The following is an 18,941-nucleotide window of genomic DNA, read 5'->3' on the forward strand; positions in this document are numbered from 1 at the left end:
GTACAAAGAGAAAGACCACCAGAATGTAAAGGAGTGTACATGATGTCCTCAGAAGCCTACAAAGAAGCCGGCGTCGATATCGCGGCAGGAAATGAAGCGGTCGAGCGCATGAAGAAGCATGTCAAAAGAACGTTCCGTCCTGAGGTGATGACTGACCTGGGAGGATTCGGCGGCTTGTTCGGATTGAACAAAGACAAATACGAAGAGCCAGTTCTCGTATCCGGTACCGACGGTGTAGGGACGAAGCTCAAAATTGCATTCGCGATGGATAAGCACGACACGATCGGGATCGATGCAGTGGCGATGTGCGTCAACGATATTATCGTGCAAGGGGCAGAGCCATTGTTCTTCCTCGATTACTTGGCTTGCGACCGTGTCATTCCGGAGAAAATCGAAGCGATTGTCAAAGGAATTGCAGATGGCTGCGCAGAATCAGGTTGTGCGCTGATCGGCGGCGAGACAGCAGAGATGCCGGGTATGTACGCAGAAGGCGAGTATGACATTGCGGGCTTTACGGTCGGGATTGTCGATAAAAAGAAAATCATTGACGGCTCCACGATTGCACCTGGGGATGTTGTTCTTGGTCTAGCATCGAGCGGCGTACACAGCAACGGATTTTCGCTGGTTCGTAAGCTATTGCTAGAGAAGCATGGTTATCAATTGACAGATGCGCTGCCTGAGCTTGGTGGTGCAACACTCGGCTTGACACTGCTCGAGCCGACGAAGCTCTATGTGAAGCCGATCCTGAAACTGATCGAAGAGGTACAAGTGAAAGGCATGGCTCACATTACGGGCGGAGGCTTCATCGAGAATATTCCTCGTATGCTTCCTTCGAACGTGAACGTGAATATTGAATACGGCACATGGCCAATTCTGCCGATCTTCCAGTTGATGCAGCAGAAAGGCGAGATCACGAACCGTGACATGTTCACGACGTTCAACATGGGGATCGGGATGGTTATCGTCGTACCTGCGGATCAGGCTGATCAAGCTGTTGCTGTACTCAATGTGCAGGGCGAGCAAGTCTATCGCTTAGGCTCCGTTACTGAAGGAGAGCGTGTGGTCACCTTCACAGGAGCGGACGTGTAATGGAACGATTGCGTGTGGCGGTGTTTGCTTCCGGGAACGGAAGCAATTTTCAAGCGCTGGTCGACGCGATCGAGGCAGGACAGCTCCATGCGACCATGGAGCTGCTCGTCTGTGATCGGCCGTCCGCCCTCGTGGCGGAGCGAGCAGCGCAGGCAGGCGTGGACACCTTCTTGTTCTCGCCGAAGCAGTACCCGAATCGCGAAGCGTACGAAGCGGAAATCTTGAAGCAGCTAGAGGCAAAGAAGATTGATCTCGTCGTGTTGGCGGGGTATATGCGGATTATTACCGATACGCTCGTCAAGCCGTTCTATGGCCGTCTGATCAATATCCATCCGTCGCTGCTGCCTGCTTTTCCCGGCATGAACGCGATTCAGCAAGCACTGGACTACGGAACGAAGGTGACGGGGGTCACGGTTCATTTCGTTGATGGCGGCATGGATACAGGTCCGATCATTGCACAGCGTGTTGCCCTGATTGAAGAGGGAGCAGGGATAGAAGAGGTTACACAGTCGGTTCAACGTATCGAACGCGAGCTGTACCCGCAAGTGGTGCAGTGGTTCTGCGAAGAACGTATACAACTAATCGATCGAATTGTTCATATAAATTCATAGCATGGGAGGAATCAGACGTGGCTATTCGTAGAGCGCTGATCAGCGTATCGGATAAGACGGGGATTGTAGATTTTGCACGTGAGCTTGCGGCAGCAGGGGTAGAGATTATTTCGACGGGTGGCACGAAGAGCCTGCTCGAGAAGGAGAATGTTCCTGTGATCGGGATCTCCGAAGTAACAGGATTTCCGGAGATTATGGACGGCCGTGTCAAAACATTGCATCCAGCGGTTCACAGCGGCTTGCTCGCAGTGCGTGACAATGAAGAGCATACGGCACAGATGAAAGAGCTTGGGCTTGATTATATCGATATCGTGGTCGTGAATTTGTATCCGTTCAAAGAAACGATTGCTAAACCGGGCGTCTCATACGAGGATGCGATCGAGAATATCGATATCGGCGGACCGACGATGCTGCGTTCCGCTGCGAAGAATCACGCGTTCGTCACCGTGGTTGTGGATGCAGCGGATTATGCGCAGGTGATCGAGGAAGTACGTGCTGGCGGCGATACGACACTTGAGACTCGTAAACGCTTAGCGGCCAAAGTATTCCGTCACACGGCAGCATACGATGCGCTTATCTCGGACTACCTCTCCAAGCAAGTCGGCGAGCCATTGCCTGAGACGTTCACTGTGACGTATGAGAAGGTGCAGGACCTACGATATGGAGAGAATCCGCATCAGAGCGCGGCGTTCTATCGCAAACCGCTCGCAGGCCTAGGCAACATTACGACAGCAGAGCAGTTGCACGGCAAAGAACTATCCTACAACAACATCAACGACGCGAACGCAGCGCTCTCGATCGTACGTGAATTCGATGAGCCTACGGTTGTCGCGGTGAAGCATATGAACCCATGCGGCGTGGGCATCGGCGAGACGATCCACGAAGCGTATCAGAAAGCCTACGCAGCTGACCCGACTTCAATCTTCGGCGGTATCGTGGCTGCAAACCGTGTGATCGGCGCAGAGACAGCATCGTTGCTTGGCGAGATCTTCCTTGAGATCGTGATGGCGCCAGACTTCACACCAGAAGCATTCGATATTCTGGCGAAAAAGAAAAACATTCGTCTATTGAAATTAGGCGAGTTCTCGGCTTCTGCTGATCGCAAGACCGAATTCGCGGTGACATCGGTTGATGGCGGCATGCTCGTCCAAGAGACAGATATCCGTCAATTGGATGAGTCAGACCTGAAAGTAGTAACTGATCGTCAGCCAACGGCAGAAGAGCTGAAGCAGCTCTTGTTCGGTTGGAAAGTTGTGAAGCACGTAAAATCCAACGCAATCGTATTAGCCAAAGACGATATGACAATCGGTGTAGGTGCAGGCCAAATGAACCGCGTCGGTGCAGCGCGTATCGCAATTGAACAAGCTGGAGAGAAAGCGCAAGGCTCCGTACTCGCTTCCGACGCATTCTTCCCGATGGGCGACACCGTTGAACTGGCTGTCAAAGCTGGCGTAACGGCAATCATCCAACCAGGCGGGTCGATCAAGGACGAGGAGTCCATTCGCGTGGCGAACGAGCACGGCATTGCGATGATCTGCACAGGTGTGCGTCATTTCAAGCATTAAGATATAGGTTTAGGCATTTACATGGTTCATGTTCAATACGTGGCGAGTGTAGCGCAGGGGACGGAATCGTGCTGGAAAAGCGAAAGCGTTCGCCTTTGTCCTCGGATTTCAACCATTAGGTATTAGTTAGATCAAGAAATCCGAGGACAACAGCGATTGGGAAGTACGATCCGTACCCGGAGCGGTTGGCTCGCAAGGTATACGAGATTTAATTTATAAAATGTGAGGTGAGCTTGATGCGTGTTATGGTAATTGGCCGCGGCGGACGTGAGCACGCGATCGTGTGGGCCTTGAAGAAGAGCGAGAAAGTGAAGCATCTCGTCTGCGCGCCAGGAAATGCAGGGATTGCGCAAATCGCCGAGTGCGTCGATATCGCAGAGAGTCAGTTCGAAGAGCTTGCTCAATATGCGCTGGATCAAGCGATCGACCTCGTGGTCGTCGGACCGGATGATCCGCTCGCAGCAGGCATTGTAGATGTGTTCGAGGCGAAGGACATTCCCGTCTTCGGACCACGGAAGAACGCAGCCATTATTGAAGGCAGCAAGACATTCATGAAGGATTTGCTGCGCAAATACAACATTCCGACGGCCGCATACGAGAAGTTCGATAACTACGAGGATGCACTTGCCTACCTGCGTCAGCAGTCAGCACCGATTGTTATCAAAGCTGACGGATTAGCAGCAGGCAAAGGCGTCATCGTCGCGCAGACGATGGAAGAGGCGGAGCAAGCATTGCAGGAGATGATGGTCGGCAAAGTATTCGGCAATGCCGGCAATCAAGTCGTTATCGAAGAATTCATGGCCGGTCAAGAGATGTCGATTCTCGCATTCGTCGATGGGGAGACTGTCCGTCCGATGAGCCCGGCACAAGACCATAAGCCTGTCTACGACGGCGACAAAGGACCGAATACTGGTGGGATGGGGACGTACTCCCCGCTGCCACATATTCCCCAGTCCATTATCGATGAGGCGATTGAGACGATTGTCATTCCAACAGCTAAAGCAATGGTTGCGGAAGGACGTCCTTTCCGCGGCGTATTGTTCGCGGGTCTGATGATTACGCCGGACGGCAAGCCGAAGACGGTCGAATTTAATGCACGCTTCGGTGATCCTGAGACGCAAGTGGTGCTGCCTCGTCTGAAGACGGATCTCGTCGATATTTTCATGGCAGCGGTGAACGGGACCTTGCATGAGCTTGAGATCGAGTGGAGCGATGAAGCAGCGGTATGCGTCATTCTGGCTTCCGGTGGTTATCCGGCATCGTATCCGAAAGGATTGCCTGTGAAGGGATTGGATGAAGTGCAGGAAGCGCTCGTGTTCCATGCCGGAACAGCGCTTGATGATCAAGGGCAATTCGTCACGAACGGCGGTCGCGTATTCGGGGTTGTGGGCCTTGGATCGACCATCGCGGAAGCGCGTGCGAAGGCCTATGCCGATGCGGAGCGCATTCAATTCGAAGGCAAGCAGAATCGTACAGATATTGCGAACAAAGCGCTCGTCTAGTCGCGATTACTCTTTGCGGAACAACAGAGCACGGTGGGTATAGACATAGAGAGTAGCCAGTAAAACAATAAGAATCAGGAAAACCGACAGCCAATGAGTACGTAGAAAATCTAGAAAAGTCATAGTTAACGGACCCTCCTCTGTGAACTGTGAATTGCCCCTATTGTTGCCGATCGAGGGCAGAACTATCCAGATCACCAATGGAATCCGATGAAGCTTAAGCAGATGCTTAAGCTTTTTTTCTTGCCCGTATGCATAGAATACGGGACACTTTTGCCACACTAGCGAAGAAGCAATGTACAGAACTAAAGTGGGGTGATGGAGCATGGAACGTTATGACGTAGACTATGGTGAGCAGGAAGAATCCGCAGCAGCTGCCCAAGCGGTGCAGAATACAGCGGATGCGACGAATGCAGTAAGTTCGGAAGCGGATCAAGCAGGAGTCGAAGCGAACCACAACGATACGGATTTCTTGTTGAAGCAATTCTACGGGATGTACGAATAAGATTCGAGACATCTTAAGGAAGTTCTTCAGACAGAGCCAATGGATCTGACAATGACACGTCAGGGCATTGGCTTTTGTTGTTCTTGGACACGAGGTACAGCAACCGCAGGTCGATAGCCAAATAACTGGCGGAGCAGCAGGGCCGCGAATCGAAAGACGATTTCTGCGAGGGCGATCGCACCGACCGCATCCAGTAAGGCATGCTGCTTCACGAAGAAGGTTGATAAGATGATCGACCACGAAATCGCACCAATCATAGTTTTGACGGAGGAAGGGATGGCATGACAGGATCGGGCACCAATCCAGAGCAGATAGCTCGTCATGACATGAATGCTGGGAAAACAGTTATATGGGCCGTCCAGCGTATAGATCCCTTGCACCAATTGAATGAGTATCCCATTGCCGTGTAGTTCGGGTCTCGGTACGGTGGTCTGAAAAACATAATAAATGAGATAGCTCCCGATCAGCCCGAGGATGACTGCGAGCAGCGTCTGGTAATAGATCGAACGGTTTTTAAGGCATAACAAGACGAAGCCGCCAATCAGGAAAGGGTACCAGAGCACATAAGGGACGATGAAGACCGGTAGGAACGGAATGGCATTGTCGAGGTCTGTCATGAGATTGTATACTCGCTCTCCGCCGTGGTTCAGCACCATGTAGAAGACATTCAGTACAGGAATCACGAGCAGCCAGAGGAGCGGGAGCAGGGATTGCAGAAGCGTGTTTCGTTTCACGATAGATTCTCCTTTTTTGCATGCCGCAGCATGTTGATGGCTCTATCCTAACGTGAGAATCTGTAGATTCGGCTAAGAGCGAACTAAAGAATATCTGAAGATACAGCGCGTCACAACGATTGATATTCGCCCCGTTGACAGTTCTCGGAGGTTCATGATAAGATGTCTTTAATAATTCATAGTAAGTTTATCGGAATTAATGGTTAATGGAAATTGAAGTAAGGGGATGAGCGTATGGAACGTCATATTACGATCAAACACGAGGATTTGCAGCTGGCAGGAACGATTCATTATCCGGAGGGTGTCTGCTCTGCAGGGAAGCAAGGCCAAGAAGGCTTTCGGGTTCCGCTAGTTGTCATCTGTCATGGGTTCGTGGGCAACCGGATCGGCGTCGATCGGTTATTCGTGAAGACCGCGCGCGAGCTCGCGCTGGCAGGCAACCTGGTGCTGCGATTCGATTATGGCGGATGCGGGGAGAGCTCAGGGGAGTATGGCGACTTAGGGCTGGAATCCATGATCGCTCAGACGCGTACCGCACTCGACTATGCGCTGGATTGCTGTGATGTGGATCTGTCGCGTGTGACGCTGCTTGGCCACAGCTTAGGCGGAGCGGTTGCGCTGCTCACGGCGGTGAAGGATCGCCGGGTGAAAAGGCTCGTGATGTGGTCGGCGGTAGGCTATCCTTTTAACGATATTGTGAAAATTATTGGACGCAGCGGGTATGATGAATCGAAGCTCAAAGGGAAAACGGATTATGCGGGGTACAGCTTTACGCCCAAATATTTCGATTCACTCGGGCTCTATCAACCTTTTCAAGAGACGAACCGATTCGCTGGCGACGTCCTCTTGATTCATGGCACAAGTGATGACGTCATTCCTGTCGATTATAGCTTCTTGTATGAGAAAACGTTCTGGCTGCGCAGTGATGGCCGGTGTGATAAAGAGATCATTTTTCAAGCGGATCATACGTATTCGACAGGAACGCACCAGACGCAGGTGATCGGCAAGACGAAGATGTGGCTGCGCGCGCTGGAGGAACGCCAGTCCGATTGGCAGCATTGGAGCATTTAAGTCGAGGGCGACTGCAGGGGCTGATTTCATCACCATTTCCTAGTACAATAGAGCTTAGTAGTTATGGAAATCGCGTGAAGGAGTCGGCAGATGAATAGACAAGAAATGGAACGTCAGATGGTAGAGCAATTTGAACGGGATGAGCGCATGATGATTCTCGTCTTTGCACAGTGGTGCATCAATCATGATCTGGACCCGGTTGCATTGTATACGCGGGCATACCCGCAGCAAGCGGATAACGTGGAACTGCGCGAAGCGCTGAAGATTGCGGTGCCGAAGGAAGAAGCGGGACCGATCGGGGAGCATATCGTGCTCGGCATGCTGGCGGCGTACAACAATGATGAGCTCGCGGCTGTCGTGACGGAGGAAATTGCGAAGCTAAAGAAGTAGTTATGATGACGAAAAAAAGAACCTTCGGTTCCTGTCCCCGTAGTAGATGAGGAAGGATCGAAGGTTCTTTTGCATTAATCGCGTCGTTTCATCTTCGCCATGAAGCTTGCTGCACCGATGACGACGACCGCCGCATAAATGATGCCGGCCATGGAGCCGATATAATCGAGCCCAAAGGGGAGTAATAGCGTAAGTATACCGATAATCACATATGCCATGCCAACCGTTTTGGCTAGCTTGTCTTTATTCCCCGTAAACGTCTCTTCACGATATCCCGCGATGAGCACGAGCATTTTCTTCACAGCAATGAAATAACCAAATACGATAAATACCAATCCGAGCAGTCCCATAACGACCATCGAAGAACTCAAGCGATACCACCTCGTGATATTAAGAATCTATATATTATAAGTGCAGCGACTTAAGAATGTCGAGGGGAGACTAACCACGAAAAATCTAGTGATTCTATCAAAGAACTGTTATTATTTAACTATACGAAATACCTATATTGGGTGTAATGGGTATTTTTAACTATGATTTGGAAGGGGAAAAAGAATGCTTCAAGATATTCGTAAAAAAATATCAGCAATACTTGTTTCATCTATGCTATTTGCTTCTTTTATGTCATCCTTTGCGTTTGCGGACAGTGCATCGGAATCAAAAAACGCCTTGAACGACATCGATGGGTCCTATGCTAAGAAGGAGATCATATCACTAGTCAATGCTGGGATTATTGCAGGATATGAAGATGGGACGTTTAAACCTGGAGAAGCCATGACTCGCGCGCAATTAGCAAAGGTTCTAGTGCTGTCATTAGGTATCGAGCAAGACACAAGTTCGGCGAAGGTCTTCCAAGATGTGCCGAGTAGTTCATGGTATGCAGGTTATGTTGGTGCTTTGGTGAAATTAGGGATTACACAAGGGTCTTCGCCTACTAGTTTTTCTCCAAATGCTTCTGTTAGCCGTGAGGAACTTGCGGTGTTGTTTATACGTGCATTGAAGCTAGAGGATACAGCAAAGAAAGCAACGTTTGATTTAAATTTAGTTGATATCAACGAAGTTGCTCTATGGGCCAAACCCCATGTATCGCTTGCTTATCAAATTGGATTAATAAAAGGGATTAGCGATAAAGATGGCGTTCGATTTGCTCCTCAAGCCAAAGCTGATCGCCAGGCACTAGCAAGGCTCGTCTATGAAGTGAAAAACAATCAAGCGAAATATATTGAAAAAGCAAAACTTCAGGATAAAGATACTTCTACTACCAAACCAGCACCGAATAAAGAAAATGATAAAACTACACCGCCTCCAACTAGCAACACAGGATCAGCTGGAAATGGCGGCAGCACTGGCGGATCGGGTGGATCTGGCGGTGGCGGGGGAGGTGGCAATAACGGTGGTCAACCTCCTGTGACAGGTGCTTACATAATTAATCAAGCGGGTACATACACGTTGGGACAATTGAATAGAAACGTTGAGATACTTGCTGGAAAAGTGATTTTGAAAGATACAAAAATAAATGGAAATCTATTGTTGAGTAAAAGTGTTGGAGACGCTCCTGTTGTTCTTGATCATGTTGAAGTGACGGGAACCATTACGGTTAATGGTGGAGGCATTTTAGAAAACGAGATCGTTCTAAAAGACTCAAAAATAAATAAAGTGGTCGTATTTAAAGAAAATGGCTTGATGTCGTTGAGCGCCGAAGGATCTACGAATGTAGATCATTTAACTCTACAATCAGGCGCGAACATTATTGAGTACAGTATCTCAGAAGGTTCAACAGGATATAAAAATATTGTAATTGAACGTAAAGGTACATACATGTTACATGTGAATATAGATGAGATGGATGTGAAAGCTGAAGATAGCATTATTATGTTTGGTGGAGGATCGAAGGTACATCTTCTTCATATTTCTAAAACAGCTACGGGGAACTTGTTCGGTTTTGATCCAAATACAACGGTTGAGAAGTTAGTGGTGAACGGAGATTACACAAGTATCGTTGGGCCAGTAAGCATTCGATATGCTGAAGTTGATGCTGAGCATACTAATTTTAATGGTAATGATCCTGTTGTCATCTTGGATAAATCCGTAACAAATGTTGTCTATAACACGGAGGATGTATTATTAACAACGATCGGGTCCACACATCAAATCGCGTTAGCGGCAAAGTATAAAAACGGAAGTACGAGAGATGTCACCAAACTAGGTGTATGGAATACTGCTGACCCTGGGGTCGCAACCGTTTCTAAAGGGCTGGTTACAGCAAAAAGAGAAGGGCAGACCCTTATAAAAGGGGAATACAGCGGTTATACGGTTACGATTCCTGTAAAAGTAGAAGTGATTGACGGGGTACCGCAATTAAAATCTATTTCTCTAGAGCGCGATACGATTCATTTGAGTTTTAATCAATCCGTTGCAGCTAATGTCTATGACGATCTAGAGGTTATTGGAATTGTGAACGGTGAGCCACAAGAGTTAAAGATACTCAGTCGTTCCAAAGATGAACTGACCTTGGTTTCTCCGTATTCCAATGATAAACTCTACGGAAAAATGCTGCATATCAATGTCAAAGCGAAGAGTGGAAGTCAACTCGCTGCAGGTAGTCAAAGTGTTTCCGTTTTATTATCCGCAATTGCTGGGCGAGTGACTGAAATGGATGGAGCAGCAGTACCGGGATTAGAGATCCGCTTCAGGGATGGGAAGTATGATGATCCTAAAAATGGAGAATTTGTGGCGACTGTCACAACAGATCAAAACGGATACTTTTTCGTCAATTTACCTTCAGGTTTATATGTTGGTGAATATGGGGGAGAGGGAACAGACTTTGTGACTTCCTATGTGGAATGTTATGTACCAGACAATCGCTTTGAAGATAATATTTCAGCTAAAGCGTCAAGACGCTAAATAGGCCAATACCAAAAAACGCCCCCCGCATGAAGCGGAGGGCGTATTTCCTATGTGCCGTTATTGGTAGGTATTCGCTCGTTCCTTACGGCCGAAGAGGCGGCGGATGTAAGGGATGACGAAGTAGTCAAGTCCGATGCGGCCTGCGTTGAAGCCAGCGACGACGATGAAGATTTCAAGGACTAACATTTGAGCGTTGGTGCTCACGGTTCCTGCCATCAGGAAGGCGAAGTTCATGATCATACCCATGAGGACAGCGAATGTTGTGAATGTACCAAGGATGAGTCCAAGTCCGACTAAGAATTCGCCCCAAGGAACGAGGACGTTAAAGAGTTTGACGTTCGGCAGTGCGAAATGCTCTAGGAAGTTCGCGAACCACGTTTGAACAGCGGGATGATCGCCTGTTGCTTTCGCGATTGCGCCTTGCATAAATCCTGCGGCATCGAAACCTCCGCCTGTGATTTTGCCCCAGCCGCCCGTGATCCATTGATAGCCGAGATACACGCGAATGATGGTGAGCAGCCAAGCTGCGACGATGTTGTTTCTTAACCAATGTGTGAACATTGATACCAGCTCCAGTCCGTTTTGTAGTTAATATTGTTTATCTCTATGGCTTTATCATACATCCAGTTTTCTCCTCGACATGTGATTTATATCACATAAATACCCCTAATTTGAAAATTTCGAATTCAAAGTACACACTTTGTTCAAATTTTCACAAGCGCAAATGTCACACTCGTCCAAAAACTTTTTTCCACGGCCATCTGTCGTCTAAAGAACAGACAAATCTTCCATTTTATGCTTAAATAAAAACCATGGACATGCCGTATCCAAAATATTGCCATTTGAAAGGGGTCTTCATGAAGTCGAAATCATTCTATCGTACATTTGGTGTTCTCATTATTCTACTGACGCTGCTGCTAAGCGCTTGCACGAGCAAGTCACCTGAAGCAGAGAACACGCCTGAACCGCAATCCACTGAACAACCAGCACCGGAAGAAGAATCTTCACAAGAGCCGGGTGCATCCTATATCGCGCCACTAACGGGATTACCGATGACCGAGCAAGTTACAGCGAGACCGATCGCTGTGATGATCAATAATATGTCCAAGGCAAGACCACAGTCTGGCCTTACGCATGCGGATATGCTGTATGAAGTGCTGGCGGAAGGCGGCATTACACGGATTGTGGCCATTTTCCAGAGTGAGCAGTTCCAAGAACCGATCGGCCCGATCCGCAGCATTCGTCCCTATTTGATCGATATCGGGGACAGCTACCAGGGGGTGCTGGTGCATGCCGGGGCGAGTACCGATGGGTATGCCATTCTCCAACGTCAGCGCAAGGAGCATCTAGATGAAATATCAAACGCGGGGCCGTTCTTTTTCCGAGATAAATCACGTAAAGCGCCGCATAACCTGTATTCAACCTTAGAGAAACTGCGCGAAGGCGCGGACAAGAAAAAATATAAGACGAATGTGCCGGTGACGACGTATCCTTTTGCCAAGGAAGAGGATATGCCGGTAGGGGACGATGCGACGAAGATTACCGTCAACTTCCTGCTCAAGAATTATAAAGTCTCTTATGATTATGATGCAGCAAGCAAATTGTACACCCGTTCGATCAACGGGCAGCCGCATATCGATCTGAATACGAAGACGGCGATCACCGCGACGAATGTTGTGGTGTTGGGCGCGGATCATCGCACGCTTGACGATGTAGGTCGATTGGATGTGAACTTAATGAAAGGCGGAGAAGCCATCCTCTATCAGCGTGGCAAAGCGATCTCGTGCAGGTGGTCGCGCAGCAAGACAAACGATGTCATTCGATTGTACAAAAACGGACAAGAATTGCCGCTCTATCCAGGCAAGACGATTTTCAATATTGTCCCGAATAATCCAACATTTGCAAGCCATGTCCAAGTGGGGTAATTTGACAAATCCGGCAGGGATTCCTTGTCGGATTTATTTTTGTCGAAGGGACTGGATAATTGTAGGCGAATATCGACAAACTGTAAAAAGAATTTCACGATTTTGCTTTACAATTCCTTTACAAGCCCTATGTCACATGTGATAAGATAACAAAGGTTATATTTCTCATTATTAAGGTAATCTAAGCAATTTGAAGCAGAGGGGACAGCGTATGTTTAAGAAGAACGATGTATTTTTTCAAAATCTGCAAAACATGGCCGATGCCATTGTCCAAGGTGCGGATGTGTTTGCGAAGTATGTAGCTAAGCCAGGAGACACGGCAGCGTTCACCAAAGAGATGAAAGAGCTGGAGTCGAAATGTGACGTATTTACGCATACGATCATTAAAGAGTTGAACAAAACGTTCATTACGCCAATCGAGCGTGAAGATATTATGTCGCTTGCTACTTCGCTGGACGATGTGTTAGACGGGCTTGAGGCTTGTGCATCGCGCTTTGATATGTACCATGTGAAGGAGTACGATGCTTCGATCGACCAATTTGGTAAAGTGCTGCTTGAGAGCGCATTTGAGATTCAAAAAGCGATTCGACTATTATCACAGAAAAAATTGCTCGCGATTCGCGAACATACGATCCTTATTAATGACCTTGAGAACCAAGCAGACGACATTCTGCGTAAAAGTATCAAAGATCTATTCGCAGCGGTGAAAGATCCGATTGAGCTAATTAAGAAAAAAGAAATCTATGAGCGTCTGGAACAAACGACGGATAACTGTGAAGACGTTGCTAATATTCTTGAAACCATTATTATGCGCAACTCCTAAGGTCGCGTGAACGATAGGTGAAATAAAGGAGGACAGAGTTGCGCGGGAACACCTACATAGTGTGTTTCAAAAAGGTACCTTTTTGAAGTACCTCTAGTCGTTCTGTGCAATACATTTCTATGGATCAGACCATGATCGTTTTAGGTATTGTTATCTTTCTAGCTCTAGCATTTGACTTTATTAACGGATTCCACGATACTGCGAATGCCATCGCGACTTCCGTCTCGACACGCGCGCTGAAGCCTCGCCATGCGATTCTGCTCGCAGCGACGATGAACTTCGTCGGCGCCTTGTCCTTTACCGGGGTTGCGAAGACCATCGGAGGAAGTGTGGCCGACCCCTCCAAGCTGGATAATGGGGTAGAGATCGTTATTGCAGCCCTCATCGCGGCGATTATATGGAACCTTGTGACCTGGTGGTTCGGTATTCCTTCGTCCTCATCCCACGCACTCATTGGTGCACTCGCGGGTGCTGTCTTTATAGGAGCAGGTTCGGACAGCTTGAACTATGGCGGATTTACGAAGATCGTCGAAGGACTTATCTTCTCGCCGCTCATTGCTTTTGCGGTTGGTTTTATCGTGATGTGGATCCTGAAGATCATATTCGGTCGGATGAGCCCTCATACCGTCAACAAAGGCTTCCGTACGGGTCAGATTATGACGGCGGCACTTCAGTCTTATACACATGGTACGAATGACGCCCAGAAGGCGATGGGAATTATGACCTTCGCACTCGTCGCGGCAGGTATTCAAGATCATCTAGAAGTTCCGTTCTGGGTTAAAATTTCAGCAGCAACAGCGATGGCGCTCGGTACGTCTGTCGGTGGTTGGAAAATTATCAAGACGATGGGAACGAAAATTTTCAAAATTGAACCGATTAACGGTTTTGCAGCAGACTTGTCCGCCGCATCCGTTATTATGACAGCGACACTAACACATTTGCCGGTAAGTACAACGCATGCGATTACATCCGCGATTCTGGGTGTAGGTTCTGCGAAGCGTTTTTCCGCGGTAAAATGGGGCGTAGCAGGTCGTATCGTCATCTCTTGGATCGTGACGATTCCAATTGCATTCGTGCTTGCAATGGGTGTATTCAAATTAATTGATCTTTTCTATATACATTAAAAGTGGAGAGAAGCTAACCTTCGATGAAGAGGGTTGGCTTTTTTTGTATGCGGCGTTGCGATGACCGGATGCCATATGAGAAGATGATAGAATAGCAAGTCATCGCTGCTAGAGAGAGGAGTTATGGGCTGTTATGCAAATCAAGATAGGCATCATTGGCTTGCAGCAAGTCGTGGATAAGCTGCTCAAAGTAATCAAAGCGTTCCCGACGTTCGCTCCGGTAGTCCGGATTGTGAGCGATGTAGAGGAAGTCTCTTCAGCTGCCGAGTCATTGGCGACAGAAGTAGAGGTGCTTCTTGTCTTCGGCGCGCATGCGCATCGTCAGATCAAAGACCATGTGGACGTCACGATTCCTGTTCACTATGTCCCGTTAACAGGCGCAGGTCTGTACAAAACTTTATTTCGTGCTTTGCAGACAGGTCGCCTAAACGGAGGGTTTTCCATCGATTCGCTCACCAAATCCATGGTGATGAATGTGCTGCAAGACCTAGGAATCGAGTCTGCCAAGTGCGTCGTCTATAATGGCCCCGCACATGCGTCACCGGACAAGCTGTACGAATTTCACCACCAACTCCTAAGCACGGGGGCCTGTGAATTCGCTATTACCGGGGTGGAATCGGTCGCCCGAAGATTGTCAGCCGATCAGGCAGCGAATGAATGGCTTGTTCCCTCAGATCAAGATATGAGCGTGACGCTGGAGCGTGCGCTGCTGTCGACAGAATCGCGTCGTATCAAAGAATCGCAGATTGTCGTCGGCATGATCAAGGTGGACGAGTTCGGCAAGCTGGTCATGAAACGCAGCAACGAACATGAGGTACAGAAGCTGAAGCTCGACATTCACCGCATGGTATTGGATTACGTCGAATCGTTGGACGGTTATTTGACGCCGATCGGTGGAGACGAATATTTATTTTTTACGACGAGGGGGATTTTTGAACGGGAGACCGGCGGCTACAAGACGATACCACTCGCGAAAGACGCCAGTCAATCGCTAGGCATCTCGCTCAGCTTCGGCGTTGGATTTGGAACATCGGCCAATGAGGCGGGGACCAACGCGCGGGCAGCGCTCCGCAATTCGAGGGAAGCCGGAGGGAATACCTGCTTCATTATCCGCGAGGATCAGACGTTGATCGGGCCGCTCGAAATGTCGGATCCGATCCAGACCGCGCTGTCGCCGACGCATACGGCCTTGATCAAGCAAGCGGAGGATGCCGGCATGACCAGCGCTTATCTAAGCAAGCTGTTATCTCATACCGCGAAATTCGGCAAATATGAGTACACCGTCCATGAGTTAGCCACGCTGCTGGATATTACCGTAAGAAGTGCACACCGACTGCTGCTCCTCTGGATGGATAATGGACTCGTCGATATATCCGGTATGGAGAAGGTGCCGAAGGGACGGCCGCGTCAAATTTTCCGTTTTTCTTTTTTGAAGGATAAGACGATAACGTAGTTCATTTGCCGATATAAAGACGATTTAAAGATTTGTCTTTATATCACTCTTGTCGCTATGATGGAGACAGATCCACATGGCGAAAGGGGAAGAGTACATTGCGAACGATAGAGGAATTGGAAGCCAAGTTAGCTGAGCCTTCTGAGGCATTGATCAAGGATTTATCTTCCGTAGACGGCGACATCTTAATTCTTGGTGTTGGCGGGAAAATGGGACCGAGCCTTGCTCGCCTCGCGAAAAATGCGATTCGTGAAGGCGGATTGAACAAACGCGTGATCGGTGTATCGCGGTTCTCGAATGAAGAAGCGAGACGTGAGCTGGAGGATGCGGGAATCGAGACGATTTCCTGCGATTTGTTGAATGATGATGAGTTGATGCAGCTGCCGCATGCCGACAACATGATTTATATGGCGGGCAATAAATTCGGGACGACAGGCAGAGAGCATTTCACGTGGGGCATGAATACCTATTTGCCAGGCAGAGTATCGGAGAAATATAAGGGCTCCCGAATCGTCGTCTTCTCTTCGGGCAATATTTACCCGTTCATGCCGATCGGCAGCGGCGGAGCCAGCGAGTCGGTAACGCCCGAGCCGCTTGGGGAATATGCTCAGTCTACCTTGGGCCGCGAACGCATCTTCGAGTTCCATTCCCACAAGAACGGAACCCCAATGGTGTTCTATCGCTTGAACTACGCCATTGATATGCGGTATGGTGTGCTGCTCGAAATTGCAAAATCGGTGAACGAACAACGTGCCATTAATCTAACGATGGGCCATGCGAACGTGATCTGGCAGGGGGATGCCAATCAGATGGCGCTGCGCTGCCTGACGGAATGCACGAATCCGCCGAGCATTATGAACATTACAGGGCCGGAGACGATGTCTATTCGCTGGGCTGCCGAAGAATTTGCCAAGCGGCTCGCGAAGGAAGCGATATTCGAAGGCACGGAATCGGAGCTGGCGCTGCTGAATAACGCCTCGAAATCGCATCAGCGCTTTGGTTATCCATCGGTATCTATGCTCCAGATGATCGACTGGGTCGCAGAATGGATTCAAGCCGGCGGCACAACGTGGAATAAGCCTACGCACTTCCAGGAACGAAAGGGGAAATACTAGTGGCTGCAACTACACTTTCATCTGAATTGTTCAGCGCGCTGCATGAGGGACTGGTCATTCCGGCGCATCCCTTAGCACTGGATCAGAACCGCCAATTGGACGAGCGTCATCAACGCGCTTTAACCCGTTATTATGCGGCTTCGGGAGCGGGCGGGATTGCGATTGGCGTTCATTCGACGCAATTCGAAATTCGCGACGAACCATACAATTTGTATGAGCCTGTCCTGCGCATGGCGGCGGAAGAAATCGCAAAGGCGAACATCACGCGTCCGTTCTTGAAGGTCGCGGGCGTGTGCGGACTGACGGAACAGGCCATCCAGGAGACCCGGTTAGCTGCGTCGCTTGGCTATGATGCGGCGCTGCTGAGCATGGGCGGTCTGGTCGACTGGAGCGAGCAGGATGTGCTGGAGCGTACGAAGCAGATTGCAGCGATCATGCCGGTCATCGGTTTCTATTTGCAGCCATCCGTGGGCGGCCGTATCTTCAGCTTCGACTTCTGGCGCCAGTTCGCGGACATACCTAACGTCGTGGCGATCAAGATGGCGCCGTTCAATCGCTATCAGACGATTGATGTAGTCCGCGCCGTGTGCAATTCCAGCAGGCGCGATGAAATCGCGTTATATACCGGAAATGATGACAATATCATCAATGATCTACTAACGACCTATCGGTTCGAAGTAGGCGGAGAGACGGTCGAGAAAGCCGTCGTTGGCGGATTGCTGGGACACTGGGCCGTCTGGACGAACAAGGCCGTGGAGCTGCTGGAGGAGATCAAGCTTGCAAGAGCGAACGGAGAAATCGCAACAGAATGGCTAACGCGGAACGTAGAAGTGACGGATGCGAATGCGGCATTCTTCGATCCGGCGCACCATTTCGCAGGCTGCATTCCCGGCATTCATGAAGTGCTGCGACGTCAAGGGCTGCTGCAGGGCATATGGTGCTTGAACCCGCATGAAACCTTGTCTCCGGGACAACGTGAGGAGATTGATCGCGTCTATCAGGCGTACCCGCATCTGAATGACGATGCGTTCGTATCCGAGCATCTGGCGACGTGGCTTGGCGACAAGTAGAGATCCGAAAGGGGAGAACATCGTGGATGTGATGAACATAGGTCTTGTCGGTACGGATTCCTCTCATGCCGTTGCATTTACGAAGCTGCTGAGCGATCTAACCGACGCGAATCACGTGCCAGGAGGGAAGGTTATAGCAGCTTTTTCAGGCGGATCCATCGATTTCCCGCTTAGCGCAGATCGGGTAGAGGGCTTTATGGCGACGCTGGTAAGCGAGTTCGGCGTTCGGAGAGTGCAGACGCCTGAAGAAGTTGCTGAAGCCTGCGACGCCATATTGCTAACATCCGCAGACGGCCGGGTCCATTTGGATCAATTCCGGCGAATCGCGCCATACGGCAAACCGGTCTTTATCGATAAGCCGTTAGCGTTAACTAGTAGGGATGCCGATGAAATCTTTCGGATCGCCCGGCAGCATCAGGTTCCGTTCATGAGCAGTTCAGCTTTACGATATGTCCAGCCAATTGCTGACGAGTTAGAACTGAGAGGCGCTACGGCGGTCACTGGCGCTGACGTCATAGGCCCTCTGGCTGTGGAACCTACGCAATCCTATTATTTTTGGTATGGCATTCATTCGGTAGAGCTGCTGTATGCCCTGATGGGTAGAGGCTGCTCAGAAGTCCAGGTAACCACGACGGACGCCTATGATCTCATCACTGCGACTTGGGAGGACGGGCGGTTGGGGACGGTCAAGCTCAGCCGCTTGCCAGAGACACCCTTCAGCGCCATCATCCACCGGGAGGGACAGAGCTCGGCAGTCGAGATAGACCTGGTTCGAAAGCCTCTTTATGCCGGTTTGCTAGAGCAGATCATCAGGCTGTTCCACACGCAAATCCCTCCGCTGGATTGGGTAGAGACCTTGGAAGTTATCCGTTTCGTGGAGGCGGCAGAGGAGAGCAGGAGATCGGGGCGTCCTGTGCGTTTATAAAATCGAGCATTTTCCACCACTTTAGCAATTTCCACACCCGAAAATGCTTGATATATAAGGGTTTTTCTGAATTTCTATCATCATATGAACCGAAAAATCACGATAAATGAAAACGCTTCATTTACGGAATTT

General features: G+C 49.4%; 18 protein-coding genes. 15 read left to right on the top strand and 3 right to left on the bottom strand.

Annotation, left to right across the window (positions count from 1 at the left end; translation table 11 throughout):
• Positions 1-42: 42 nt before the first annotated feature.
• The 5 genes from purM to GCU39_RS28415 all read left to right on the top strand — a co-directional run bounded on the left by purM (position 43) and on the right by GCU39_RS28415 (position 5,272).
• Positions 43-1,089: a phosphoribosylformylglycinamidine cyclo-ligase gene (gene purM, locus GCU39_RS28395; protein ID WP_152397472.1), complete on the top strand. Its 1,047-nt coding sequence runs from the start codon at positions 43-45 to the stop codon at positions 1,087-1,089.
• Entirely contained in the window at positions 1,089-1,700 is a 612-nt protein-coding gene (gene purN, locus GCU39_RS28400) for a phosphoribosylglycinamide formyltransferase (RefSeq protein WP_152396552.1), read from the top strand. Before purM ends, purN begins: the two co-directional genes overlap by 1 nt.
• 17 nt (positions 1,701-1,717) lie before the next feature.
• Entirely contained in the window at positions 1,718-3,265 is a 1,548-nt protein-coding gene (gene purH, locus GCU39_RS28405) for a bifunctional phosphoribosylaminoimidazolecarboxamide formyltransferase/IMP cyclohydrolase (RefSeq protein ID WP_152396553.1), read from the top strand.
• 236 nt (positions 3,266-3,501) lie between these two features.
• The gene (gene purD / locus GCU39_RS28410; protein ID WP_152396554.1) at positions 3,502-4,767 is read left to right on the top strand and encodes a phosphoribosylamine--glycine ligase; all 1,266 of its coding nucleotides are present in this window, start codon (positions 3,502-3,504) and stop codon (positions 4,765-4,767) included.
• Between the two features lie 325 nt (positions 4,768-5,092).
• A complete protein-coding gene (locus GCU39_RS28415; RefSeq protein ID WP_152396555.1) occupies positions 5,093-5,272 on the top strand; it encodes a hypothetical protein in 180 nt (59 codons plus the stop codon).
• A 59-nt stretch (positions 5,273-5,331) separates the two neighbouring features.
• Here GCU39_RS28415 and GCU39_RS28420 read toward each other — a convergent pair whose 3' ends face one another.
• Positions 5,332-6,006, bottom strand: a complete 675-nt coding sequence (locus GCU39_RS28420) for a phosphatase PAP2 family protein (RefSeq protein ID WP_152396556.1) — start codon at positions 6,004-6,006, stop codon at positions 5,332-5,334.
• Between the two features lie 234 nt (positions 6,007-6,240).
• On the opposite strand from GCU39_RS28420, the gene GCU39_RS28425 reads away from it, so the two are divergent.
• Positions 6,241-7,077, top strand: coding sequence for an alpha/beta hydrolase (locus tag GCU39_RS28425; RefSeq protein WP_152396557.1), 837 nt, complete (start codon positions 6,241-6,243; stop codon positions 7,075-7,077).
• A gap of 90 nt (positions 7,078-7,167) precedes the next feature.
• Entirely contained in the window at positions 7,168-7,467 is a 300-nt protein-coding gene (locus GCU39_RS28430) for a hypothetical protein (protein ID WP_152396558.1), read from the top strand.
• 74 nt (positions 7,468-7,541) lie between these two features.
• Here GCU39_RS28430 and GCU39_RS28435 read toward each other — a convergent pair whose 3' ends face one another.
• Positions 7,542-7,838: a DUF3784 domain-containing protein gene (locus GCU39_RS28435; RefSeq protein WP_407671610.1), complete on the bottom strand. Its 297-nt coding sequence runs from the start codon at positions 7,836-7,838 to the stop codon at positions 7,542-7,544.
• A gap of 184 nt (positions 7,839-8,022) precedes the next feature.
• On the opposite strand from GCU39_RS28435, the gene GCU39_RS28440 reads away from it, so the two are divergent.
• On the top strand, positions 8,023-10,371 hold the full coding sequence (locus tag GCU39_RS28440) for an S-layer homology domain-containing protein (protein ID WP_152396559.1): 2,349 nt from the start codon (positions 8,023-8,025) through the stop codon (positions 10,369-10,371).
• Between the two features lie 60 nt (positions 10,372-10,431).
• Here the strand turns inward: GCU39_RS28440 and GCU39_RS28445 are convergent, their stop codons facing one another.
• Entirely contained in the window at positions 10,432-10,935 is a 504-nt protein-coding gene (locus GCU39_RS28445) for a DoxX family membrane protein (RefSeq protein ID WP_152396560.1), read from the bottom strand.
• Positions 10,936-11,192: 257 nt separating this feature from the next.
• Between GCU39_RS28445 and GCU39_RS28450 the strand changes: the two genes are divergently transcribed.
• The 7 genes from GCU39_RS28450 to GCU39_RS28480 all read left to right on the top strand — a co-directional run bounded on the left by GCU39_RS28450 (position 11,193) and on the right by GCU39_RS28480 (position 18,809).
• Positions 11,193-12,299 (top strand): DUF3048 domain-containing protein, encoded by a 1,107-nt coding sequence (locus GCU39_RS28450; RefSeq protein WP_227793365.1) that lies wholly within the window; start codon positions 11,193-11,195, stop codon positions 12,297-12,299.
• A gap of 211 nt (positions 12,300-12,510) precedes the next feature.
• Positions 12,511-13,122, top strand: a complete 612-nt coding sequence (locus tag GCU39_RS28455; RefSeq protein WP_152396562.1) for a DUF47 domain-containing protein — start codon at positions 12,511-12,513, stop codon at positions 13,120-13,122.
• A 119-nt stretch (positions 13,123-13,241) separates the two neighbouring features.
• Positions 13,242-14,246, top strand: a complete 1,005-nt coding sequence (locus GCU39_RS28460) for an inorganic phosphate transporter (RefSeq protein ID WP_152397474.1) — start codon at positions 13,242-13,244, stop codon at positions 14,244-14,246.
• A 133-nt stretch (positions 14,247-14,379) separates the two neighbouring features.
• Positions 14,380-15,699 carry a hypothetical protein gene (locus tag GCU39_RS28465; protein WP_152396563.1) on the top strand — a complete coding sequence of 440 codons (1,320 nt, stop codon included), beginning with the start codon at positions 14,380-14,382 and terminating at the stop codon, positions 15,697-15,699.
• A gap of 98 nt (positions 15,700-15,797) precedes the next feature.
• Positions 15,798-16,814, top strand: a complete 1,017-nt coding sequence (locus tag GCU39_RS28470) for an NAD-dependent epimerase/dehydratase family protein (protein ID WP_152396564.1) — start codon at positions 15,798-15,800, stop codon at positions 16,812-16,814.
• Positions 16,814-17,884 carry a dihydrodipicolinate synthase family protein gene (locus GCU39_RS28475; protein ID WP_193726666.1) on the top strand — a complete coding sequence of 357 codons (1,071 nt, stop codon included), beginning with the start codon at positions 16,814-16,816 and terminating at the stop codon, positions 17,882-17,884. The genes GCU39_RS28470 and GCU39_RS28475 overlap by 1 nt, the downstream gene beginning before the upstream one ends.
• Positions 17,832-18,809: a Gfo/Idh/MocA family protein gene (locus tag GCU39_RS28480; protein ID WP_227793366.1), complete on the top strand. Its 978-nt coding sequence runs from the start codon at positions 17,832-17,834 to the stop codon at positions 18,807-18,809. Before GCU39_RS28475 ends, GCU39_RS28480 begins: the two co-directional genes overlap by 53 nt.
• Positions 18,810-18,941 lie beyond the last annotated feature (132 nt).

This window comes from Paenibacillus guangzhouensis (assembly GCF_009363075.1).
Lineage (GTDB): Bacteria > Bacillota > Bacilli > Paenibacillales > Paenibacillaceae > Paenibacillus_K > Paenibacillus_K guangzhouensis.

Bases quoted from the DNA above. Each gene is read 5' to 3' on its own strand.
- purD (WP_152396554.1), top strand. From the start codon at position 3,502: ATGCGTGTTATGGTAATTGGCCGCGGCGGACGTGAGCACGCGATCGTG.
- GCU39_RS28450 (WP_227793365.1), top strand. From the start codon at position 11,193: ATGCCGTATCCAAAATATTGCCATTTGAAAGGGGTCTTCATGAAGTCG.
- GCU39_RS28440 (WP_152396559.1), top strand. From the start codon at position 8,023: ATGCTTCAAGATATTCGTAAAAAAATATCAGCAATACTTGTTTCATCT.
- GCU39_RS28415 (WP_152396555.1), top strand. From the start codon at position 5,093: ATGGAACGTTATGACGTAGACTATGGTGAGCAGGAAGAATCCGCAGCA.
- GCU39_RS28445 (WP_152396560.1), bottom strand. From the start codon at position 10,935: ATGTTCACACATTGGTTAAGAAACAACATCGTCGCAGCTTGGCTGCTC.
- GCU39_RS28460 (WP_152397474.1), top strand. From the start codon at position 13,242: ATGGATCAGACCATGATCGTTTTAGGTATTGTTATCTTTCTAGCTCTA.
- GCU39_RS28430 (WP_152396558.1), top strand. From the start codon at position 7,168: ATGAATAGACAAGAAATGGAACGTCAGATGGTAGAGCAATTTGAACGG.
- purM (WP_152397472.1), top strand. From the start codon at position 43: ATGTCCTCAGAAGCCTACAAAGAAGCCGGCGTCGATATCGCGGCAGGA.
- GCU39_RS28480 (WP_227793366.1), top strand. From the start codon at position 17,832: ATGACGATGCGTTCGTATCCGAGCATCTGGCGACGTGGCTTGGCGACA.
- GCU39_RS28425 (WP_152396557.1), top strand. From the start codon at position 6,241: ATGGAACGTCATATTACGATCAAACACGAGGATTTGCAGCTGGCAGGA.
- GCU39_RS28455 (WP_152396562.1), top strand. From the start codon at position 12,511: ATGTTTAAGAAGAACGATGTATTTTTTCAAAATCTGCAAAACATGGCC.
- GCU39_RS28465 (WP_152396563.1), top strand. From the start codon at position 14,380: ATGCAAATCAAGATAGGCATCATTGGCTTGCAGCAAGTCGTGGATAAG.
- purN (WP_152396552.1), top strand. From the start codon at position 1,089: ATGGAACGATTGCGTGTGGCGGTGTTTGCTTCCGGGAACGGAAGCAAT.